Genomic DNA, 19,529 nt, shown 5'->3' with positions numbered 1-19,529 from the left:
GAAATGAGGATAAAAGAAGACTTTTATGAAGGCCATGAAGCATACTCCGAGGAATTACAGGAACGAGTGGTTAACGTTTTTGAATATACCTCCCAAATAGCTGCATTTAAAAAATTACTTTCCCACATAAGAGCGGAAGCCGAGAATGTACAAACGCTATTTATTACAGAGGAAGAGTTAAATAAAAGAGAGCGTGTATTAAGCTTTTTTGATGCGAGAATGCAGGCAACGGTTTATTACACATTGAAAAATATAGAAGGCTATCAACAACATGGGTGGAAAAGATTATTTGAAGAAGGGGAATAAGTAATAATGAGAGAGTCCTTCGCTTATCAAGATAGACTTGATCGATTGGAAAGAGCTATACTTTCTTCTGTCAAACAATTTAGGCTTGGAAATGATCACCTTGGTCTAGATCATTTTTTGCACAGTATAGATGACCTTGAAATTTTAATAGAATGTCAACAATATAGCGGAGAGCCGCAAGGACATCTTGATAAAATCATAATAATTTTAGATAAGCTTTATGAGGCTATGAAAAATAAGGACGTTCTTGCGATGACAGATTTATTAGAATGTAAACTTTATCCCCTCATGAATCAATGGGGAAGAGGGGAGCAAGGATAAATGATTATCGCAAAAGCTCATGAGACAAAAGAGATGTTTCAGAAAAACGTCCAGCAATTGTCGCCTTGGCTAAGGAAATCAGTACTTCAAATCAATGAAAAAGACCTGTGGGAAAAGGTTCAGGTCACCTATAATGATGAAGGCATGCCTGTATGCAAATATCATGAAAAAAATACGAGTTTTCAAATCACGAGTGAACAGCCTGTTAAGGAAGCTAAGCAGTGGTGTAATGCCCTTTCTATAAAAGGTAAAGGAGCCATTTTTATGTACGGCTCTGGTTTTGCTTATCCATTATTTGAGATCTTTAAACAAAAACAGCCGCATACATTAGTTGTCCTTTTTGAGGAAAACATTTACCTTTTTACAGCAATGCTTCACTATTTTGATCTAGAACCAATTATCAACACACAAAAAATCGCTTTTCTTATTGGTGGTGTCGATCATTTTGCAGCAGCTTTTGAACATTTATTTTTTAGTATTATTTTTGCTAATTGTACTTCCCCCGTTCTTGCTTTTACTCCTATCTCACTACGGAATTTTAAAGCTCAATACTTGGAAATCCACCAATATATTTTTTCCCAATTAGGATTATTTGTTTTTTACATTGGCAATGATCACCTGGATACCTTAATCGGTTTTAACAATTTACTCGGTAATATGAAAGAGATTGTCCAAAATCCCTATTTAAGCTGCCTGAAAGATCAATATAAAGATGTTCCAGCTTTCATTATTGCCAATGGCCCTTCATTAGATAAAAACATTCACCAATTAAAGAAGGTTCAAGACAAAGGATTAATTATTAGTACAGAATCAGCGGTTATTCCGCTATTAAGAAATCATATAAAACCAGATATTTTAACGATTATTGAACGGACGAAATATACTTATACGTATCACTTTGAAAATATAGATTACCCTGAAGATATTGCTTTATTATGCCTTGGTCTTGTCGATAAGCAAGTTTATCCTGCCTTTCCAGGACAAAAAATTCCGATTTTTCGAAAAAATGAAGCCATTAACCAATGGATAAATAAACATGTTGGGGATGGGACAGGGCTTGATGCAGGTGCCAATGTATCCCACCTTGCTTTGGAACTTGCTGTATACCTCGGAGCCAATCCAATTGTGTTCGTTGGCCAGGATTATGCCTATGGTCCAGAAGGTGCCACTCATAGTAAAGACGCGGTTTATTTAGAAGAGAAAGGGAAAAGAGCGAGAGAGACTTTAAAGTCAAAGCCTGTTGTGTATGTGGAAGGCAATGATGGCACAATGATTCCATCAAATCAATTATGGACTGACTTTAAGCAAGGGCTAGAGCGTAAAATTTCAACTCACTCTAATGAAAAAATTATTAACGCCACAGAAGGTGGAGCAAAAATTAATGGAGCCATGAGTATGCCTTTATTTGATGTGATTGAGGATTATTGTATAGAATCGATACCTATTCGTATCCATCAAATCATCGCCGATCAAAAGGAGAAGCTTTTGATGCCGGAGAGAGTACAGGGATTGAAAAATTTTATAAAAAATGTAGAAGAATATCTACAATTATTTCACAGCCTGCGTAAAGAGGCTCATAAAGGAAAGCAAGCGTGTAAGGAAATGATACGATTATCTGAAACAAAAGATCATGAAAAGTACCAAAAAGTGTTGGAACAGACATACCAGGAGAATATTCAAATGTATCAACAATATATATCGGATGATTTGTGCCGTAGTTTTACGCAACAGATTATCTTTATTTATTTTTATCTATTGAATCGTCAAGGATTGATTGACACTCCTGAGAAAATTAGGGAAACGTTTCAGTTACAGCATGATTTTTTTCATCACTTAAATATTGTTTGTCAAAGTGTAGCTATTCATTTAGAGAATGCTATTGCGTCCTTAGAAGATGTTTTGATCGAATGTGCTGATTATTAGGGAGGAGTATCGTGTGTACCATATTGATCTGCTGCAGAGAAAACTAGATCAATTGATAAAGGAATCGAATAATCCTGTTCTTTATAATGAGATTGGGGTCCTCCTTTATCAACTAAATGATTGGAATAATGCAGAGATGTACTTGCAAAAAGCCTGCCAGCTTGATTCAAGCGATGAGGATGTTTTATATAATTATGCTGAAATTTTATATAAACAATCTCAATGGGAAAAGAGTATCTCTATGTATAACGCTTACTTAGAAATTCAACCACATGATATAGAAGTTATGCAAAAAGCAGGTAACTCCTATTATCTAATAGGAGATTATGAGAAAGCACAAAAAATGTATGAACCGTTGAAAAGGGATTGAGAGGAGAATCTATGACCAATGACAGCAAAAAAGAAGTTAAGTCTATGTATGATTACGAAAAATGATGAAAAGTACTTGCTGGATTGCTTGAAAATGATGAAAGAAATCGCTGATGAAGTCATTATTATCGATCTAGGTTCGACTGATCAAACGGTTGATATTGCAAAAAAAGCAGGAGCCGATGTTTCTCATAGGAATTGGAACGAAGATTATAGTGAGGTTAAAAATGCTTGTTTAGATTTGGCTAAAGGTAGATGGGTCTTATTTCTTCAAGCAAATGAGACAATCGTGATGGAGCAGCTGAAAAAACTGCCTTTTCTCTTAAAGAATCCAAATGCTGAGGGTTATTTACTATATGTTGATCAACGTTCAAAAAAGAATCGCATCTCGTCTCCTGTACAATCTTTGCGATTGTTTCGAAATCGTCAAGAATACCGCTATCGATATAGAATATTTGAACAAGTTCCAGATGAGCTTATAAATAATATAAAAGATGCAGGGGTTAGAATTATTCAACACGCTGATCATACGTTATTTAAAGATATTAGTATCACGAATATATTACAGGAGGAAATCGCAAAAAATCCAGACGATAGTTATCTTAATTATATTTATGGCATTCAGCTTTTAAACGAAAACAAACATGAAGAAAGTACGGTTTATCTGCAAAGGGCATGCGAAAAAGTGAAGGAAAGTTATTTATTTGCTCCTCATTTATATAAATGTTTAAGCTGGAGTCTTATTTCATTAAAACGAAAGGAGGAAGCTTTATCTGTATTGGAAAGAGGTATTAAATTATTTCCTGTTTACACCGATTTCTTTGTTTTACGGGGGGAGTTATTTAAGCAAGAGAAACAGTACGAAAAAGCTGTTCATGACCTTGAACAATGCTTAGAGATAAAAAAACAGCCAAATGCTGCAATCCCTAAACCAGAAATTCATCTCTCCATTGTTTTAGAAACATTAGCGGAAGTGCATGAATGGCAAGGGAATAAACAAAAAGCTCTTGTCTATTATCAACAAGCATATGATTTAAATCGTATGAATCAAAAACTAATATATAAAATAGGAGAATTAACTAAATCGGTTGGCTCGGCTCAACAATTAGAAAAGATGTTGAAAACAGCTGTAGAGGAAAAGAACATTGGACAGTTAATGATACTTATGGATATCCATTTGCAGCAGCGTAAATATACTCAGGTAATCTTCTGTTTAGATGAGGCAGGGTCGTTACTCGGCAATAAGGACCAAGTAGCCAGCATTAAGTTCTTCTGCTATATGATGTTAGGAAAAATAAAAAAAGCTGATGTTTATTTTTCCACGATAAAAAAAGACAGTCCTTTATATGACCATATTCTTTTACAGCGAATGGAAAGTTGTTGGCTTTATAATGATTGGCAAAAAACAGAGCAACTACTAAAAGAAATCGATCAAAGAGAAAGTATCGATCCACACATTAAAAACTTGTATCATGTACTCCAAGACGTGCTTACAGAAAAAATCAAAAGTGATTCGGTGAAGCCCTTAACTCCACAAGAATATAAAATGGTTAGCATATTGGCAGAGAATCTTTTATGGAAAAAACAGGAGAAAAAAGCAAAACTTATTCTTCCTTTATTATTACACGGACATCAAGGGAAAGAGCAGTATATCAAATTGATTAAATTGGGGCAGTTATGGGCAGATAGGAATGATTTTACTCCAATTCAAGTTATTTTTCAGTCTATTCTGCATAAGGACGAGAAGTTGGAATTTAAACAAAAAATCATTCAGCATTTGCTGCGAAAAGATTATCTTCTGACTGCTAATAAGGTAAATAATCTAGGGGAAGCAGCGTCATTGGGAACATTAGATTATGTGCTATGGTCAAGAAATTTTGTGTGGAAATTAGAGAAGTGTATAGAAAAGGCACAACCGCGAAAATCAATAACGAAGGTGAATAATACCTCCCCGTTTAAAACAAAAGAGAAACCAAGTAAAGCATTACTAGCCTTCTATCAAAATTTGCGAATAAAAGATAAAGAGGCAAGTGAAAGAACTATGGAAGGAAATGATACAAATAAAACATGTGCTGACATCCACTTTAATATTGGTGAGATATTTGAGAACATGCAGAAAATCAACGAAGCATTTATCGCATATTTACGGTCTTTACAATGGGATCCAGAAAACGAACAATTCCAAACAAAAATAAGTAATATATTCCGCAATAATCAAACAGAATGTAGTGCTATTTTAGAGAGAAAATGTTGGCAATTAGAAGGTTCAGTGTTTTATCAAAAAGAGGATTTTATTTATTATATTTTAGGACTAATTCACTTTAAGGAGCAGCAGTTTAAAAAAGCATATGATTATTTTGAAAAAATAGAAGATGGCAAAATAATATACCCGCTCGTTCAAGCTTACATTTTCAGCTGTTTATGGTGTTCAGGAAACGAAGAAGAAGTGAGAAAGCAAATAAGCGGGTTAAACAAAGCTCATCATGTCATGCCAATCTTTTTCAGAATTTGTAAAGGTTATGTTTTAGATACATTAGCAGAAGGGTCTAAAGAACATATAAATAGTGAATACATCAAAGAGGAACAAGAAAAGGTAATGCATAATAATTTTTGCTAACTAATATAAAAAGGATGTGCCGAAGCATACATTGGTACACATCCTTTTTATTTCACTATTATTATGAAGTTATTGTAGTTGAAGAAGTTGGGGCGAAGTTATTAACTGCTAAAGTGATTGGAGCACTAACCGGAATGGTTGATGCTTGAGTGATTGTTACTTGAGAACCACCTGCACTCACTGTAAATAAGCTTGATTGTTGTACAGCTCCATTAACAAACAAGTAATAGTATCCATTGTCTGTTGAAGCGGTTGTCAAGTTTCCAGTCATTGTATTCCCTGCATCGTTTGTAAATTGTGTTGAAGGTATAGTTACAGTGTCCCCTGTTCTTTGGGCTTCACTTAAATTATAAAAGTACTTCTCTACTTCTGGGTTGGAATCTGTTGTTGTATTTGCAGACATTACGAGCTTCATTAGTTCTGTTGCCACAATTCTACCTCCTTTCGTTTTTCTTTATATTATATGAGGAAAAAGTAACCTTTGATAGTAGGCAATAGAGGCTTTTTACTAGTGTTATAACCATTTCGAATGGATCCAGAATTTTTTGGAAAGGTATTTTCCGAGAAAGTTTATGTACCCTGTCCCGTCTTCTTTTGGACCAGTCTAAAATTAGAGTATGGGGAAAGTATCTCCGTTTTGCGTTAATCGCGATTGGAAAATCAGCTCTTTTTTAAACACTAACCCAGTCGTTAACCGTAAAGCTTGTATAATGAATTCTATATCACAGATAGATTACCCATTTTTAGACACGATTTTTAACATATATTTTGTTTCATTATTAATGCGTGTTCATTACCTTTTAGGCTAACATCATTATCTGATCAACAAGGCACATTTACTAGTCAAAAACTCTTAATAATCACAAATTGTAAAATAATAGGAGAACCTTTTAGTGGCAAGTCTTCCGATTTTAAATATAGAAAGCCGCTACTTAGTTCATAAATTTGATGTGGCTGCATGACACCGTTAATAAAAAGATTGTAATACGATGCTTCATTTGGGTCCAGAATAACCCCCTCTCCGTGATCGTTTAATGCATTCTCATTTGTGTATATTCTTTGCCCTTCTTCAGCAATAGCATAATAAGTAGAAGTGTCCGTTTTTAATACATTTGTTGGTTTAGGAGCAGGTCTTCTACCTGGATAAATGTCCGGACATCCTGATGGAGGAAGAAAGTCAATAAAAGTTTTTTTGATAATTTTATTTTGCTTTTTATGTCCCATTTCCTAGCTCCTCTCTGTAAAAATTGCAATAATACGCAGCATAAGGGCAAACATAATTCGGATATTAGTCATGCTTGCGATGCCAGACGATCCTGCGGCCTTTGTCTTTATTTCAATAATTACTACGGGGAAATAATTAAAAATTCAATTTATTATATTCGGTAGTTGTTAAATTTGTATAGACTTATGATTAAATAAAGCCTTTCTCTTTTTAATTCACTTTCTTCGAAGTTTATATATTTTCTTTCAAGTTCACTATATTCAGCTATTAAAGCTTCTGTTTTTCTATTTAAATTATTATATCCTTCAATTTTGTGGTAACCTTTTTCATTAATGTAATCGATAAGCTCTTCAATTCTATAAATACTAAGTCTAGTTCTTTGCATGTATTTTGCTATATCCTCAACATAGAGTATATCTTCGTACTCTCTTAAATAAATTACATCTTCCTGTTTCTCTAAAGCCCCTTAGCGATTTTGGACAAACGAAGGGTAACTTAGTTACACTAGAATCAAAGGGGTTGATGGAATATGAAACGACATGTTTACTCCAATGACTTTAAATTGCAAGTGGTAAAAGAAGCACTCGAAACTGGCAATAAAGCTTTAGTAGCGAGGCGGTATGAACTATCAAAAAATCTGATTTACCGGTGGACGAAAGAGTATGAACAAGGGCATTTCGGCCAAACATCCGTGGACCAGGTTGACTATGTGAATCCTCAAAAGATGGAACAGGAGAATACGGAATTAAAGAAACTACTTGGCGAAAAGGATATAGAAATCGCTGTTCTGCGTCATCTCATAAAAAAGAAGAACCCTCACTTGCTGAAAAAATAGACGTCGCAGGGGCCTGGATTGCCAAAGGGTACAAGGTATCGGTCATCTGCCGCATTCTTGGTATTCCACGATCGACGTATTATTATCAAACGTCTTATCGCGTCGAGCACAAAAAGGTAAGTGAGGGACGTCCCATACCAGGCTACTCTTTCACCAGAAATGGAAAAAAATCTCAGATGAACAAATCAAGGAATGGCTGCTGGAAGAGATCGAAAGGGAGGCTTTCGCTTATGGTTATCGAAAACTCACCGTGATTCTTCGCCGCCACTACGGATTAATCATCAATAAAAAGAAAGTCTATCGATTGAAAACGAAGAATAATCTTCCCCTGTAAGAAAACTCAAGAAGTTATTCTTAGGATACTCTAAAAATATTACACAAACTTATTGACGGTACCTAAGTACTTCCAGTGTCTAAGAGAGTATGTAAAGTTATATAGGGAATTCAGAGAGGTAATAGGTATAATTAAATCAAAAATAGTATTTATTGATGATGAACTTAAGCTATTGGAGGAAGAGAGAAAAAAAACTATAAACAATAGTAATTCTGATAAAAGCCCTATGAAAAACCTTAAAGAATATGAAAATCAACTAAATGAAATTTTTTATAAATCTAAATGCCTTTTTGTTGAGAAAGAGATGCTTGAATATTCTAAGGATATTCTTTGCAAGGATTTTGGGATTTTTGGAGATAGGTCCAAAAAAGTGAAAGTGTTGATATAAAGGGCTTTTTTATTAATCACAACTTCATATAATGAACGTTATGTTGATGTGATACTTTCAATTGGTATAGCTTCTGGAATCATCAATAATCCAAGTAAAGGTAAGGGATTTAAAGATAAGGATGAGTTAAATGAAACCAACAATCATTAATACTAACATCTTATTTAGATATTCGCTTACACCGTTTAATCAAAAAATAACTAAGATTGTTCAACATCATATGGCTCGTAAAACTACCGATTTAACAAAGGTGAACTTACTATTGCTGATTTGTTTTCCAAGTTTACATTATTTTTCTGTTTTAGATTCTTTCCTTTTATTATCGGAACCTGTAAACCAATTAAACAGTCGCATAAAAATGACCACCAACAAGGATTGTACTGCATTTGATAGAAAATCTAATGAATTATGCTCTATATAATCAATGAAAACAAGCCATGCAAAAAATAATAAAAAAGCAATAATATACATAAGGTTTCTTCGTATCATACACCACTTCTATTTTTTGGTTTGTTTTTGACATTTTTATTCAATTATTTTCCTTTTTCTGCTTTCCTTACTTTGCTCCAATAATACAAAGCAATACCAAAAGCTATAGCACCTAAGATTTCCCACATACATTAAAACTCCTTCTCGATGTGACTTGGTTTTAACGGGACTGTTTTTAAAACCCTCCTGCATTATCTCAGAAGGGTTTATTACTGTTAATCAGTTTCTTTTTCTTTTTTTTTAATATATTCATTTGCTAAAATAAAACCCAAACCAGCTCCAAAAGAGTAAACGATAGTCTTTATATGATCAGGAGTATCAAAGATGTATATAACAGGGAAGCCCACCACTAAATGTGCTAAACCTGCCCCCAAACCGCATATTAATGCTTCTTGGCCCTTTGTATACTTCCCCATTTAAAACACCCTTTCTCTTTTTGTTTATGGATACTGTCTCTCTATTTTTGGTGGAATAGAGTAAAAATAGTCCTTATAAATAACAGTGACTCTCTTTTTATATTATTTTTCTATTTTAGATTCTTTTCTTCTCTTATCCATACCAAAAATCCAGAAAACAATTCGTGTGAAAATTACCATAAACAAGGAATGAACTATATTCGATAGAAGCTCTAATGAATTATCTCTTATATAATCCATTAAAATGAGCCATGAAGACATTAACAAAAAAGCAGCAATCCATATGCGGTTTCTTCGTATCAAATTACTCATCCCCGATTTCCATCATTCCAAGGGTCATCCCCTGCTATCTATACTCACTTCTTTCATGTTTGGCTTCTTAAACTTACCAAAATTTTACTCTACTGAAAATGAGAAAAAAATAATGAAAACACTTCTTTTTATTGGTTATTACAAAAATACTGACCTGTATCCAATACACCTCATAGGTACAATGTGAACTCGACTGAAAATGTTAAATTTTTAATGGAAAAAGTAAGCTAAAAAGAGCAGGGATATTGTAGCCTTGTTCTTTTATTTAATTAATTTCCTAAGAAACTTATGGGATCTTTTTACCAATAAATATCCTGCAAATGGAAACTTATACTATACAATAAAATTTTTGGGGAATTATATGAGAAAACAAAAATGGTATCTTTCTACATGGTTTATTTCATTGTGGTTTGCGTTCTCAGTGTATGTTTATCCTTTTGTAATTGGATTAGTGTTGTTGATTTGGCAAATAGTTGACAATAGAAAAAGGAAAAAGGAATTTAAGGAAAATGAACTAGATGATCTTACTAAAGTTCAAGAGAAGAAAGAAAAATTAGAAAAAGATGTTTCTAAATTAGCTCAGAAGAAAGAACAAGCAAACGATGAATTAGTTAATACTGAAAAAGAAATTAATAAGAAGAAAGATGAAATCATTATTCTTGATGATGAAATATTATATCAATCTTTCGGATTTTATCAGACTAAATACGATTTTGAGAATTCTGAGCAATACAAAGTTGAATTGAAAAGAATTAGAGACTTGCAAAAAGAGATGGTTAAAGATGATAAAGCTACTCATTCTAAGCCGTGGACAGTTGATGGCAGTAAGAAGAAAGGTGAAATGCTTAGAAAAGATAACGTTAAAATGGTCGTTAGAGCGTTTAATAATGAATGTGATTCATCTATATTTGGTGTGAAATTTAATAATATTGACTCAATTGAAAAAAAGATTAAAAAAGCAAGAGAGCAGTTAAATAAAATTGGTAAAAGAAATGGCATAGAAATTACAATTGATTATTTATCATTAAAGCTTGACGAACTGTATTTAGCGTATGAGTATCAAGTAAAAAAAGAAGAAGAGAAAGAAGAACAACGAAGAATCAAAGAAGAGATGAAGGAAGAAAAACGTATACAACAAGAAATTGAGCGTGAAAAGAAAAAGCTTGAAAAAGATGAACAACATTTCAATCAAGCATTAGCAAAATACAAAGAGCAGCTTGAAACTGCAAATGATGAAATGAAAGCAGAAATAGAAGAAAAGATGGCAGAAATAGATGAAAAAGTTTCAGAGTTACAAAAAGAAAAAGAGGAAGTTGATTACAGAGAACAAAATGCAAAAGCTGGTTACGTTTATATAATTTCAAACATTTGTTCTTTTGGTGAGGATATGTATAAAATTGGTATGACCCGTAGACTTGAACCGTTAGATCGTGTGAATGAACTAGGTAATGCTTCAGTACCTTTTTCCTTTGATGTGCATGCAATGATCTTTTCTGAAAATGCTCCACAATTAGAAACTGCTTTGCATAAAGCATTTGAGGACTATCAAGTTAATAAAGTAAACCCAAGAAAAGAGTTTTTTATTGTTTCACTTGATGAAATAGAAAAAGTAGTTAAAGAAAATCATAATAAGACAATTGAGTTTACAAAATTAGCTGAAGCAGAAGAATATAGAAAATCACTTCACTTAGAACAGAATAAACATCAACATGCGGCTGAGAAAGAAGTTGCTGTCTCAGGTTAGAAAAATATTTAATAAAAAGGGATTCCCAAAATGGTTTAGAATTAGGGTTTCTCTTTTTTATTTTTGGAGGTAAGAAGGTTGATGATAAACAAGTAAAACCTAATCGTTCATAATTTTAAAACGGATAATGAAACTGAAGGTGAATAAAACTAAGGCAATTAATATGTATGGTAATTATTCCTTGTAATTAATCAACAACCATGACGTGCTATCTATATTAAATCTATTAAGTGAAGTGGTTATTGCTACTAATCTTTTATTACGCTTAACTAATGATATATTAGTGATTGAGCCACCTTACAGGGTGGAGGGCACTGGTTCGAGCCCAACACACAAGTTCCGATATACTTTACACTTGAATGGACGAGTAACCAAGAAAAGGGTAGGAGCAGTGTGTACATACATTTTGCCTGCGCATGAGAGTATTATTACATTATCAATTAAAAGGACAAGACATTCAAATAGAATAAAGGGGCAGGAGCAATAGTACCTACCCCAATATTTGATTTAAAACCTTATTTTTATGAAAAAAAGGAAAATCTGTCCTTTTTTGGCAGCCCCTTCGTAGTATCTATAAGCTTAACTCTTTAACTGTAATGGCTTGAGAGAGCTTATTCGTTTTACAATCCACGAAATCTTCTTCTTCAACTAAATTTATCGTCATTGCAGCTTCTAGTTTTTCTGTATCTGGTCGTTTTACTTGTAAAATAAAATCATCTAAATTTAATTCTTCCAATTTTTTTATCGTTTTCTCTTCGTCGTAAGTAACGGAAGAGCGAATGACACGCTGTGCCTTGTATTTCCCTCGTTTCAATTCACCTTTTTGTTCTTTTCCAAGGGTATCATCTAAGTAGTTGTGAATTTGTTTTTTGATCCGATTCATTTCTTTTTCTAATTCCTTTTTTTGGATGTTTAACTCATAGTATTTTTTTAATATTTCCTCTGTTAGTTCAAAGGACTCTTCCACCTCTGCTTCATTTGTCATCTTCATTCCCCCCAGTCTATTATGTTTAGTTCATTTATATGAAACTAGAGGGTATTTATGCTGGGTCTTTAAAGCATAGAAAAGTTCAAGTTGAACAACAAAAATATTGTTATTGTGGTAAAGGAGCTCATTTGTCGTACAAAAAGGATAGATGATTACAGGTATTTCAATCCTGCTCATCTATCCTCTCTTTTTTTAGTAAAAGCTTTAAGTTAAGTGCCTGACTTACTGTATTAGGATCAGGCACTTTTAACTTTACATCGTTTATTTATTGGGTTTAGTCCCAGCCTCTTTTGTTTTGTTTTAGTCTGGTACAGAATAGGATTCATTTATTACAGGGGTTTTGGCTACGGATGAATTAAAGGTATAGATAATATAATGCATACGAGGCGGCTGCAATCAGGATATTACAGACGTAACAAAGTCATACTTTGATAAGAGGGGGCAAATGGCTGCTGTGCTGAATCGTTCTTTTGACCTCTCAGGTGAGATTATGTATTCTATAAAGGATATTTCAAACATAGCGGAGCTGGCATTACAACAGGTTACGCGAAAGAAAACACCTTCCAACCGAACCATGACACCACTCGCGTTCAGTTTTCTGTATTTTTGGCAAGGATAAGACGATGTCCTAGAAGTTCAGTTGGATGGGGACGAAACGTTAAATAAGGCATTAATAAAAAAGAAGAAACGGCATCAAAGAAAGCAAAAGCGAGATCCCTTCTTGAAAAATGGAAGAATAAGAGGTAGGAGCAAGGCCTTTGGATCCTGCTCCTTCGTAAAGAAGCTTAGCTAGCCTAATCTAGATTCGCTTTACAAGTACTGCTTCACGCATTTTTTTCAATGCTTCTTTTCCTTCTTTCCCTCTTTTCATTAAAATATTGACATAAAGAACATCAATCAGGGTTAACTGTGCAATCCGGGATGACAGAGCTTCAGAACGATATTCAGTTTCCTCTGACACCGTGTAAAGAGGGATATCTACAGCCGAGCTTAATGGTGATTTCGCATAATTAGTAATCGCAATCATTTTGGCGCCAGTTGATTTCACAACATTTAAGATATGTAGAATATCTTTTGATGATCCTGAATGGGAGATAAAGACTGCGCAGTCTTTTTTCGTCATTTGTGATGCTGCCATTAACTGGAAATGAGTATCGATTACAGCGTGAACCTTTAAACCAGTTCTTACTAGTTTATGATATGCGTCAAGAGCTATAATACTTGAACCTCCACTTCCAAAGAATTCAATTGAATTAGCTCCTATCATACTGTCTACCGCTAACTGTAATTTCTCCTCATTTAACACTGATAACGAATCCTCAATTGTTTTAATATTTGAATGAAAAACCTTTGTTGCAATCGTATCAACTGTGTCATCTTCGTTCACCTTTTCATGAATATCTTGAATAGGAGAGACAACTTCAGATGCAAGGGCTATTTTCATCGCTTGATAACCTTTATATCCAATACGTTTACAAAATCGAAAAACTGTAGAATCCGCTATCTCTAAATTTTCCGCTAATTGATTAATTGAAGAGTGAATAATTTTATTAGGGTTATTTAGAATATAATCGGCAATTTTTCTTTCAGTCACACTGAACTTAGGATAGAGCTTGCGAATTGTGACTAAACAAGGCTCTTGAGCTTTTTTCATATATCATCCCTCCTGATAGGGCTCTGTTTAATTATACTATATACCGAAATAAGAAAAAATATTTTTCTTAATAGCGCTTGCAAAAAGAATTTTTTTTCTTATAATGAAAATATCAAGAAAATTTATTCTACAAACAGTTAGGATGATTAGAGATGCAAATTGGAATGATAGGCTTAGGAAAGATGGGATATCAGCTTTCTCTTAATTTAGTAGATAAAGAGCATGATGTCGTTGCCTTTGATGTAAATGAAGAATCAATGAAAAAAATTTCTTTGATGGGAGTACAAACATCGGATTCAATTGAACAGCTAGTTAGTAAACTATCAAAACCAAGAACAGTTTGGTTAATGGTTCCCGCAGGAAATGCAACACAATCAGCTTTTGAACAATTGTTCCCGCATTTAGAAGAGGGGGATCGAATTATAGATGGCGGAAACGCTCATTACAAAGATTCACTGAAGCGAAATGAAGAGTGTGAGTTGAAAGGAATTTATTTCTTTGACTGTGGAACTAGTGGAGGAGTTGAAGGATCTCGTAATGGTGCTTGTACTATGATTGGTGGAAATGAGGAAGAATTTAAACAAATTGAACCGATCTTTCAAGATATCAGCGTTGAAAACGGTTACCTCTATTCAGGGAAAGCAGGAAGTGGACATTTTCTAAAAATGGTTCATAACGGAATTGAATACGGGATGATGCAAGCGATTGCTGAAGGATTCGACCTTCTTGATAAAAGCCCGTTTGACTATAATTATGAACAGGTAGCAAGAGTGTGGAATAACGGTTCAGTTATCCGTTCATGGTTAATGGAATTAACAGAGAATGCGTTTTCTAAAGATGAAAATCTTGAAGGAATCAAAGGAATTATGCATTCTTCAGGTGAAGGAAAGTGGACAGTTGAAACGGCGTTAGACCTTCAAACTGCTGCACCAGTGATTACCCTTGCTTTAATGATGCGCTATCGTTCTCTTGAGGATGATACATTCACAGGGAAGGTTGTGGCAGCCCTTCGTAATGAATTTGGCGGTCACGCGGTAGAGAAAAAATAATTTTTTCATTTTAGTAGGAAGACTGAGAAGATAGGGATTACAAAAGAACGCCTTCCTCATAGTACTCAATAAAGAAGGGTAGTGAAACTACATGTCAGATCAAATGTTAATACTTGTGGCAGTAGCCGGAATTTTTCTTCTGCTATTTTTGGTAATTCGTACAAAATTACACGCATTCGTTGCGCTTTTATTAGTAAGTTTAATTGTTGGTATATTAGCAGGAATGCCTTTAAACGAAGTTGTTACGTCAATGCAGGACGGGATGGGGGGAACCCTCGGATTCGTTGCCGTAGTTGTTGGTTTAGGTGCTATGTTTGGTCAAATGCTTGAGGTATCCGGTGGTGCTGAACGTTTAGCACAAACACTTGTGAAAAAATTTGGGGAAGATAAATCACAGTGGGCATTAGGAGTTACAGGTTTCCTTGTAGCGATTCCAGTATTCTTTGATGTTGGGTTTATCATTTTAGTACCAATTGTTTATGGATTGGCAAAGAAAACAGGAAAGTCTCTATTATATTATGGTATCCCATTGTTAGCTGGTTTGGCTGTTACTCATAGCTTTATTCCTCCAACACCGGGTCCAATTGCAGTTGCTGATTTAATTGGTGCAGATCTTGGTTGGGTTATTTTATTCGGAACAATTGCAGGTATACCAGCGATGATCATTTCAGGACCACTTTTTGCAAAATATATCTCGAAAAAATTACATGTTGTTGTTCCTGACTATATGAATCTTGAAGAAGTTGAGTATGATAAAGAATTACCAAGCTTCAAGCTTATTGCTTCATTGATTATGATTCCGTTAGTATTGATTTTATTGAATACGGTTTCAGGTGTGTTATTTGAAGAAGGAAATATGGTTCGGTCTATTCTTACATTCCTTGGACATCCATTCGTGGCCCTAACAATTGCAACGATTTTAACATTCATATTCCTAGGAACAAAACGTGGATATTCTCGTCAAGAAGTACAAGACATTGCAACAAAAGCTCTAGAACCAGCTGGGATTATCATTTTAGTAACTGGTGCTGGTGGAGTATTTAAACAAATTTTAATTGATTCTGGTGTAGGTCAAGTTCTTGGAGATATGATGGCTGGATCGCCTTTACCACCTATTTTGTTAGCGTTTTTAATCGCAGCTGCGGTTCGTGTTGCCCAAGGTTCAGCAACAGTTTCAATGGTGACAGCAGCTGGACTAATGGCGCCACTTATTCAAATTCTAGGCTTAGAAGGACCAGTACTTGGGTTGCTTGTTATTGCAATCGCTTCTGGTGCGACAGTACTATCTCATGTGAACGATTCAGGCTTCTGGTTAGTAGGACGTTACTTCGGAATAAGTGTAATAGACACATTAAAATCGTGGACAGTCATGGAGACCATTATTGGTTTAGTTGGCGTGGGTGTTGCTCTTATTTTAGGAATTTTTATTGCATAAAAATGAATGAGGGACAACCTTAATGGTTTTCCCTTATTTCTCATTTAGGAGGATATGTTATGGGTTACTACATGATGGGCGTTGATATTGGTACAACAAGTACAAAAGCAGTGGTTTTTAATAAGGAAGGTAAAGCAGTTAGTCGATTTGGAGTTGAATATCCACTTTATACTCCTACCTCAGCAGCAGCTGAACAAGATCCAGAGGAGATTTTTCAAGCCGTTCTTACGGTAATGAAGAATAGTTTAATAGAAGCAAACGTATCAGGTCAGGATGTTCGTTTTGTTTCTTTTAGTTCGGCGATGCATAGTTTAATTGTTGTGGATGGTGAAGGGAATCCTCTAACACAGTCAATCACCTGGGCGGATAACCGAAGTGTATCATACGCTGAAAAAATAAAAAAAGAACATAATGGTCATGAGATATACTTACGAACAGGTACTCCTATTCATCCAATGTCACCATTAGTGAAACTATTATGGTTGAGTGAGGAACGAAAGGAATTATTCCAGCCAGAAAACAAGTATATATCAATTAAAGAATACGTTTTTTTGCGATTGTTTGGTGAGTATGTCATTGATTATTCTATTGCTTCGGCCACTGGGATGTTCAATTTAGAAAAATTAGAATGGGATGAAGAAGTTCTTAACCTTGTTAGTGTAAAGAGAGAACAACTATCAAAACCAGTCAGTACAACTGACAGCATCAAAGGTTTAGCACCTGAGTTCGCTAAATTCACAGGTTTATCTGTTGATACACCATTCGTTGTCGGAGCAAGTGATGGTGTGCTTTCTAACCTAGGAGTGAATGCAATCGAACCTGGTGTAATAGCGGTTACAATTGGAACAAGCGGTGCGATTCGTACAGTTACTAATCGACCTGTTACAGATCCAAAGGGTCGAATCTTCTGTTATGCGCTAACAGACAAGCATTGGGTCATAGGTGGACCTGTGAATAATGGCGGGATGATTTTCCGTTGGGTCCGTGATGAACTGGCGAACGCTGAGGTAGAAACAGCTAAGCGTTTAGGAAAAGATCCATATGAAGTTTTAACCGATATTGCAGCAACGGTTCCAGCTGGATCAAACGGACTCATCTTTCATCCATATATGGCAGGAGAAAGAGCTCCTCTTTGGAATGCAAATGCACGTGGTTCCTTCTTTGGTCTTGGTATGCATCACAAGAAAGAACATATGGTTCGTGCGGTTCTTGAGGGTGTGATGATGAACTTATACAGTGTACTTCTTGCATTAGAAGAATTGATTGGGACACCAACACGCGTTCAAGCAACAGGGGGCTTTGTTCGCTCAATATTATGGAGACAAATGCTAGCAGATGTCTTTGATCAAGAAGTAACCATTCCTGAAAACTTTGAAAGTTCATGTTTAGGTGCAATTATTTTAGGAATGTATGGTCTTGGTGAAATTGATTCATTAAGCGAAGTTGAAAAGATCGTTGGTTCGATTCATTGTCATCAGCCAAATAAAGAAGCAACAGCTGCATACCGTAAACTGATGCCGATCTTTATTCGATTACCAAGATTACTTGAGAAAGAATACGATGCGATAAGTGATTTTCAAAGTAAGTTCTAATAAATGAGGCGTGTAATGTTATCAAGCTTACACGCTTTTTTCTTATCTGAAAAATAAGAAGGAACTGTACCTTTTTGATCTAACAATAAAAAGCAAGGGAGGTTTACTTATCTTTACAATTAAAGCAGCCTTAAGGCTGTTTTTTCATTGAGTTCGATTACAATTCCTTTAGAGGATAGAATCAGAGAATCGGGTACATGGTAAACAATCAAATTATCTTGTAACCAATCTTTTCTATATTCCTCTTTGTTTTTTTCTCCTCGGGAATATAAGGTCCATTCCACTTTTTCGCTTCCTGTTTTTCTTCTTCGTATTTCCAATAATAGAGTGTATCAATATCTTCCGTTGTCGCCTCTTTTAATACCACTTAACCGAAGGAAAAATGGACTCCGAAGCACAGCGGGCGATGATGAATATCTAACGCCAGGGCAACCCGTAGGGGATTAACAGAAAAGAACGGGAAAAGTGGAGAGAAAATCGAGAAGATATAGATGTTCCAACTGTAAAAGAATTGAATAAAAATGATGAAACGTTTGAATACCTGTTCTTTGTAGGGGCGATGGGTTCGTATGACAAGCGCAGTCAAAAAATTGCTCAGTCATTTGCAAAACTGCTGAACGAAGCTGGTGTGAAATTTGCCATCTTTGGAAACAAAGAAAAAAACTCCGGTGATACACCAAGACGCATCGGGAATGAATTTTTGTATCAAGAATTGGCGGCATCCAATATTAGTGAATTTCAAAAACACAACGTAAAGAAAATCGTGACGATTGATCCGCATGCTTATAATACTTTTAAAAATGAGTATCCGGAGTTTGGTTTAGAAGATGTTGAAGAATATCATCACACGGAGTTCTTGGCCGTATACGATTCCCCTCGTGATATCTTCGAAGCTATACCGGGACTCAACATCACGGAGATGGAGAGGAACCGCCAGGACGACATGTGCTGCGGCGCCGGCGAGGACATTGCTGAAATTCTCGAACGTTCTGTAGTTGGGGACAGACAGCCTCTCGTAGAAGCTGAGTAACAGAAGGAAGAAAGGAAATAAGGCAACCAGAAAATATAAATTAACTGGCTGACTTTATATTACGAAAGGGCGCTAATCAGTAACAAGGATAGCGCCATTCTTATTGGAAATTTCTCTATTAAGAGTAGTTTAATAACTAGAAATGAGCTAAAATGGGTTGCTGTATCTATATTAACTTTTTAAATTATATTTTCGTTACTCCCTATTCATGTAATGTAATTTAAGTACTCCTTTATTCAGGATTTTCCCAAGCTGATGGTTCAAAAGAAAGCCTTGGTCGAAGACTTATGAGCTTTGGTGTTTTCTTCATACTTTTGAATGGCTTTGTTAACCGTAATATACTCTTTTGCCAAGAAAACTTTTTTCAGTGGATTATCGGGTTTCTGTCCGTTTTGCATCTTCTTTGTTCAGTACTTTTGTAATACTCCAAAACTCCTGACAACGCTAGCCAACAAATACACTTTTGTAAACACCTCCTATACTTTTTCTATTTTCCCCAAAA

20 protein-coding genes and 1 pseudogene are annotated in these 19,529 nt (G+C 35.0%); 13 read left to right on the top strand and 8 right to left on the bottom strand.

The features are described 5' to 3' along the window. Positions 1-3: 3 nt before the first annotated feature. From CEF16_RS07900 to CEF16_RS07880, 5 genes are read left to right on the top strand one after another with little or no spacing between them, the layout of a single operon-like run. On the top strand, positions 4-306 hold the full coding sequence (locus tag CEF16_RS07900; protein ID WP_091585186.1) for a hypothetical protein: 303 nt from the start codon (positions 4-6) through the stop codon (positions 304-306). Positions 307-312: 6 nt separating this feature from the next. Then, entirely contained in the window at positions 313-627 is a 315-nt protein-coding gene (locus CEF16_RS07895; RefSeq protein ID WP_091585188.1) for a hypothetical protein, read from the top strand. Further along, a complete protein-coding gene (locus CEF16_RS07890) occupies positions 628-2,550 on the top strand; it encodes a motility associated factor glycosyltransferase family protein (protein ID WP_091585190.1) in 1,923 nt (640 codons plus the stop codon). It begins immediately after the preceding gene. Between the two features lie 13 nt (positions 2,551-2,563). Next, positions 2,564-2,920 carry a tetratricopeptide repeat protein gene (locus CEF16_RS07885; protein WP_091585192.1) on the top strand — a complete coding sequence of 119 codons (357 nt, stop codon included), beginning with the start codon at positions 2,564-2,566 and terminating at the stop codon, positions 2,918-2,920. An 18-nt stretch (positions 2,921-2,938) separates the two neighbouring features. Next, complete coding sequence (locus tag CEF16_RS07880; RefSeq protein WP_091585194.1) at positions 2,939-5,536, top strand: glycosyltransferase; 2,598 nt, start codon at positions 2,939-2,941, stop codon at positions 5,534-5,536. 61 nt (positions 5,537-5,597) lie between these two features. Here the strand turns inward: CEF16_RS07880 and CEF16_RS07875 are convergent, their stop codons facing one another. The 3 genes from CEF16_RS07875 to CEF16_RS07865 form a co-directional block, all read right to left on the bottom strand. Next, a complete protein-coding gene (locus CEF16_RS07875) occupies positions 5,598-5,966 on the bottom strand; it encodes a DUF4183 domain-containing protein (protein ID WP_091585196.1) in 369 nt (122 codons plus the stop codon). A gap of 413 nt (positions 5,967-6,379) precedes the next feature. Further along, on the bottom strand, positions 6,380-6,760 hold the full coding sequence (locus tag CEF16_RS07870; protein WP_091585198.1) for a DUF4183 domain-containing protein: 381 nt from the start codon (positions 6,758-6,760) through the stop codon (positions 6,380-6,382). Positions 6,761-6,912: 152 nt separating this feature from the next. Then, complete coding sequence (locus CEF16_RS07865; protein ID WP_091585200.1) at positions 6,913-7,146, bottom strand: hypothetical protein; 234 nt, start codon at positions 7,144-7,146, stop codon at positions 6,913-6,915. 144 nt (positions 7,147-7,290) lie between these two features. Between CEF16_RS07865 and CEF16_RS07860 the strand changes: the two genes are divergently transcribed. Together CEF16_RS07860 and CEF16_RS25275 are read left to right on the top strand one after the other, a co-directional pair. Beyond that, positions 7,291-7,596, top strand: a complete 306-nt coding sequence (locus tag CEF16_RS07860) for a transposase (RefSeq protein ID WP_091585202.1) — start codon at positions 7,291-7,293, stop codon at positions 7,594-7,596. Positions 7,597-7,765: 169 nt separating this feature from the next. After that, entirely contained in the window at positions 7,766-7,930 is a 165-nt protein-coding gene (locus CEF16_RS25275; protein WP_091585204.1) for an IS3 family transposase, read from the top strand. 1,092 nt (positions 7,931-9,022) lie between these two features. On the opposite strand, the gene CEF16_RS07840 is transcribed toward CEF16_RS25275, so the two are convergent. Together CEF16_RS07840 and CEF16_RS07835 are read right to left on the bottom strand one after the other, a co-directional pair. After that, on the bottom strand, positions 9,023-9,223 hold the full coding sequence (locus CEF16_RS07840) for a hypothetical protein (protein WP_091585209.1): 201 nt from the start codon (positions 9,221-9,223) through the stop codon (positions 9,023-9,025). Positions 9,224-9,325: 102 nt separating this feature from the next. After that, positions 9,326-9,535, bottom strand: coding sequence for a hypothetical protein (locus CEF16_RS07835; protein ID WP_139185954.1), 210 nt, complete (start codon positions 9,533-9,535; stop codon positions 9,326-9,328). A gap of 361 nt (positions 9,536-9,896) precedes the next feature. Between CEF16_RS07835 and CEF16_RS07830 the strand changes: the two genes are divergently transcribed. Then, a complete protein-coding gene (locus CEF16_RS07830) occupies positions 9,897-11,279 on the top strand; it encodes an SNIPE associated domain-containing protein (RefSeq protein WP_091585213.1) in 1,383 nt (460 codons plus the stop codon). A 571-nt stretch (positions 11,280-11,850) separates the two neighbouring features. Here CEF16_RS07830 and CEF16_RS07825 read toward each other — a convergent pair. Next, positions 11,851-12,264, bottom strand: a complete 414-nt coding sequence (locus tag CEF16_RS07825) for a hypothetical protein (protein ID WP_091585215.1) — start codon at positions 12,262-12,264, stop codon at positions 11,851-11,853. 448 nt (positions 12,265-12,712) lie between these two features. Here CEF16_RS07825 and CEF16_RS23645 point away from each other — a divergent pair, with 448 nt between their 5' ends. Then, on the top strand, positions 12,713-12,886 hold the full coding sequence (locus CEF16_RS23645) for a hypothetical protein (protein WP_170031700.1): 174 nt from the start codon (positions 12,713-12,715) through the stop codon (positions 12,884-12,886). 180 nt (positions 12,887-13,066) lie between these two features. On the opposite strand, the gene CEF16_RS07820 is transcribed toward CEF16_RS23645, so the two are convergent. Beyond that, entirely contained in the window at positions 13,067-13,921 is an 855-nt protein-coding gene (locus CEF16_RS07820; RefSeq protein ID WP_091585217.1) for a MurR/RpiR family transcriptional regulator, read from the bottom strand. 152 nt (positions 13,922-14,073) lie between these two features. Here CEF16_RS07820 and gnd point away from each other — a divergent pair, with 152 nt between their 5' ends. The 3 genes from gnd to gntK all read left to right on the top strand — a co-directional run bounded on the left by gnd (position 14,074) and on the right by gntK (position 17,997). Further along, positions 14,074-14,970, top strand: a complete 897-nt coding sequence (gnd, locus tag CEF16_RS07815) for a phosphogluconate dehydrogenase (NAD(+)-dependent, decarboxylating) (protein ID WP_091585219.1) — start codon at positions 14,074-14,076, stop codon at positions 14,968-14,970. 91 nt (positions 14,971-15,061) lie between these two features. After that, positions 15,062-16,405 carry a GntP family permease gene (locus CEF16_RS07810; RefSeq protein ID WP_091585221.1) on the top strand — a complete coding sequence of 448 codons (1,344 nt, stop codon included), beginning with the start codon at positions 15,062-15,064 and terminating at the stop codon, positions 16,403-16,405. 59 nt (positions 16,406-16,464) lie between these two features. Then, positions 16,465-17,997 (top strand): gluconokinase, encoded by a 1,533-nt coding sequence (gene gntK, locus CEF16_RS07805; RefSeq protein ID WP_091585223.1) that lies wholly within the window; start codon positions 16,465-16,467, stop codon positions 17,995-17,997. Positions 17,998-18,116: 119 nt separating this feature from the next. Here the strand turns inward: gntK and CEF16_RS23640 are convergent, their stop codons facing one another. Further along, a complete protein-coding gene (locus CEF16_RS23640; RefSeq protein ID WP_170031697.1) occupies positions 18,117-18,281 on the bottom strand; it encodes a hypothetical protein in 165 nt (54 codons plus the stop codon). Positions 18,282-18,364: 83 nt separating this feature from the next. Here CEF16_RS23640 and CEF16_RS07795 point away from each other — a divergent pair. Beyond that, positions 18,365-18,958: pseudogene (locus CEF16_RS07795) on the top strand ((Fe-S)-binding protein); the annotation flags it as partial. Positions 18,959-19,529 lie beyond the last annotated feature (571 nt).

Origin of the sequence: Alteribacillus bidgolensis (genome assembly GCF_002886255.1) — a bacterium.
In the GTDB taxonomy this organism is placed as follows: Bacteria; Bacillota; Bacilli; order Bacillales; family Marinococcaceae; genus Alteribacillus; species Alteribacillus bidgolensis.
Note: the sequence above shows the minus strand (reverse complement) of the source record. Positions and strands in the feature narration are given on the sequence as shown.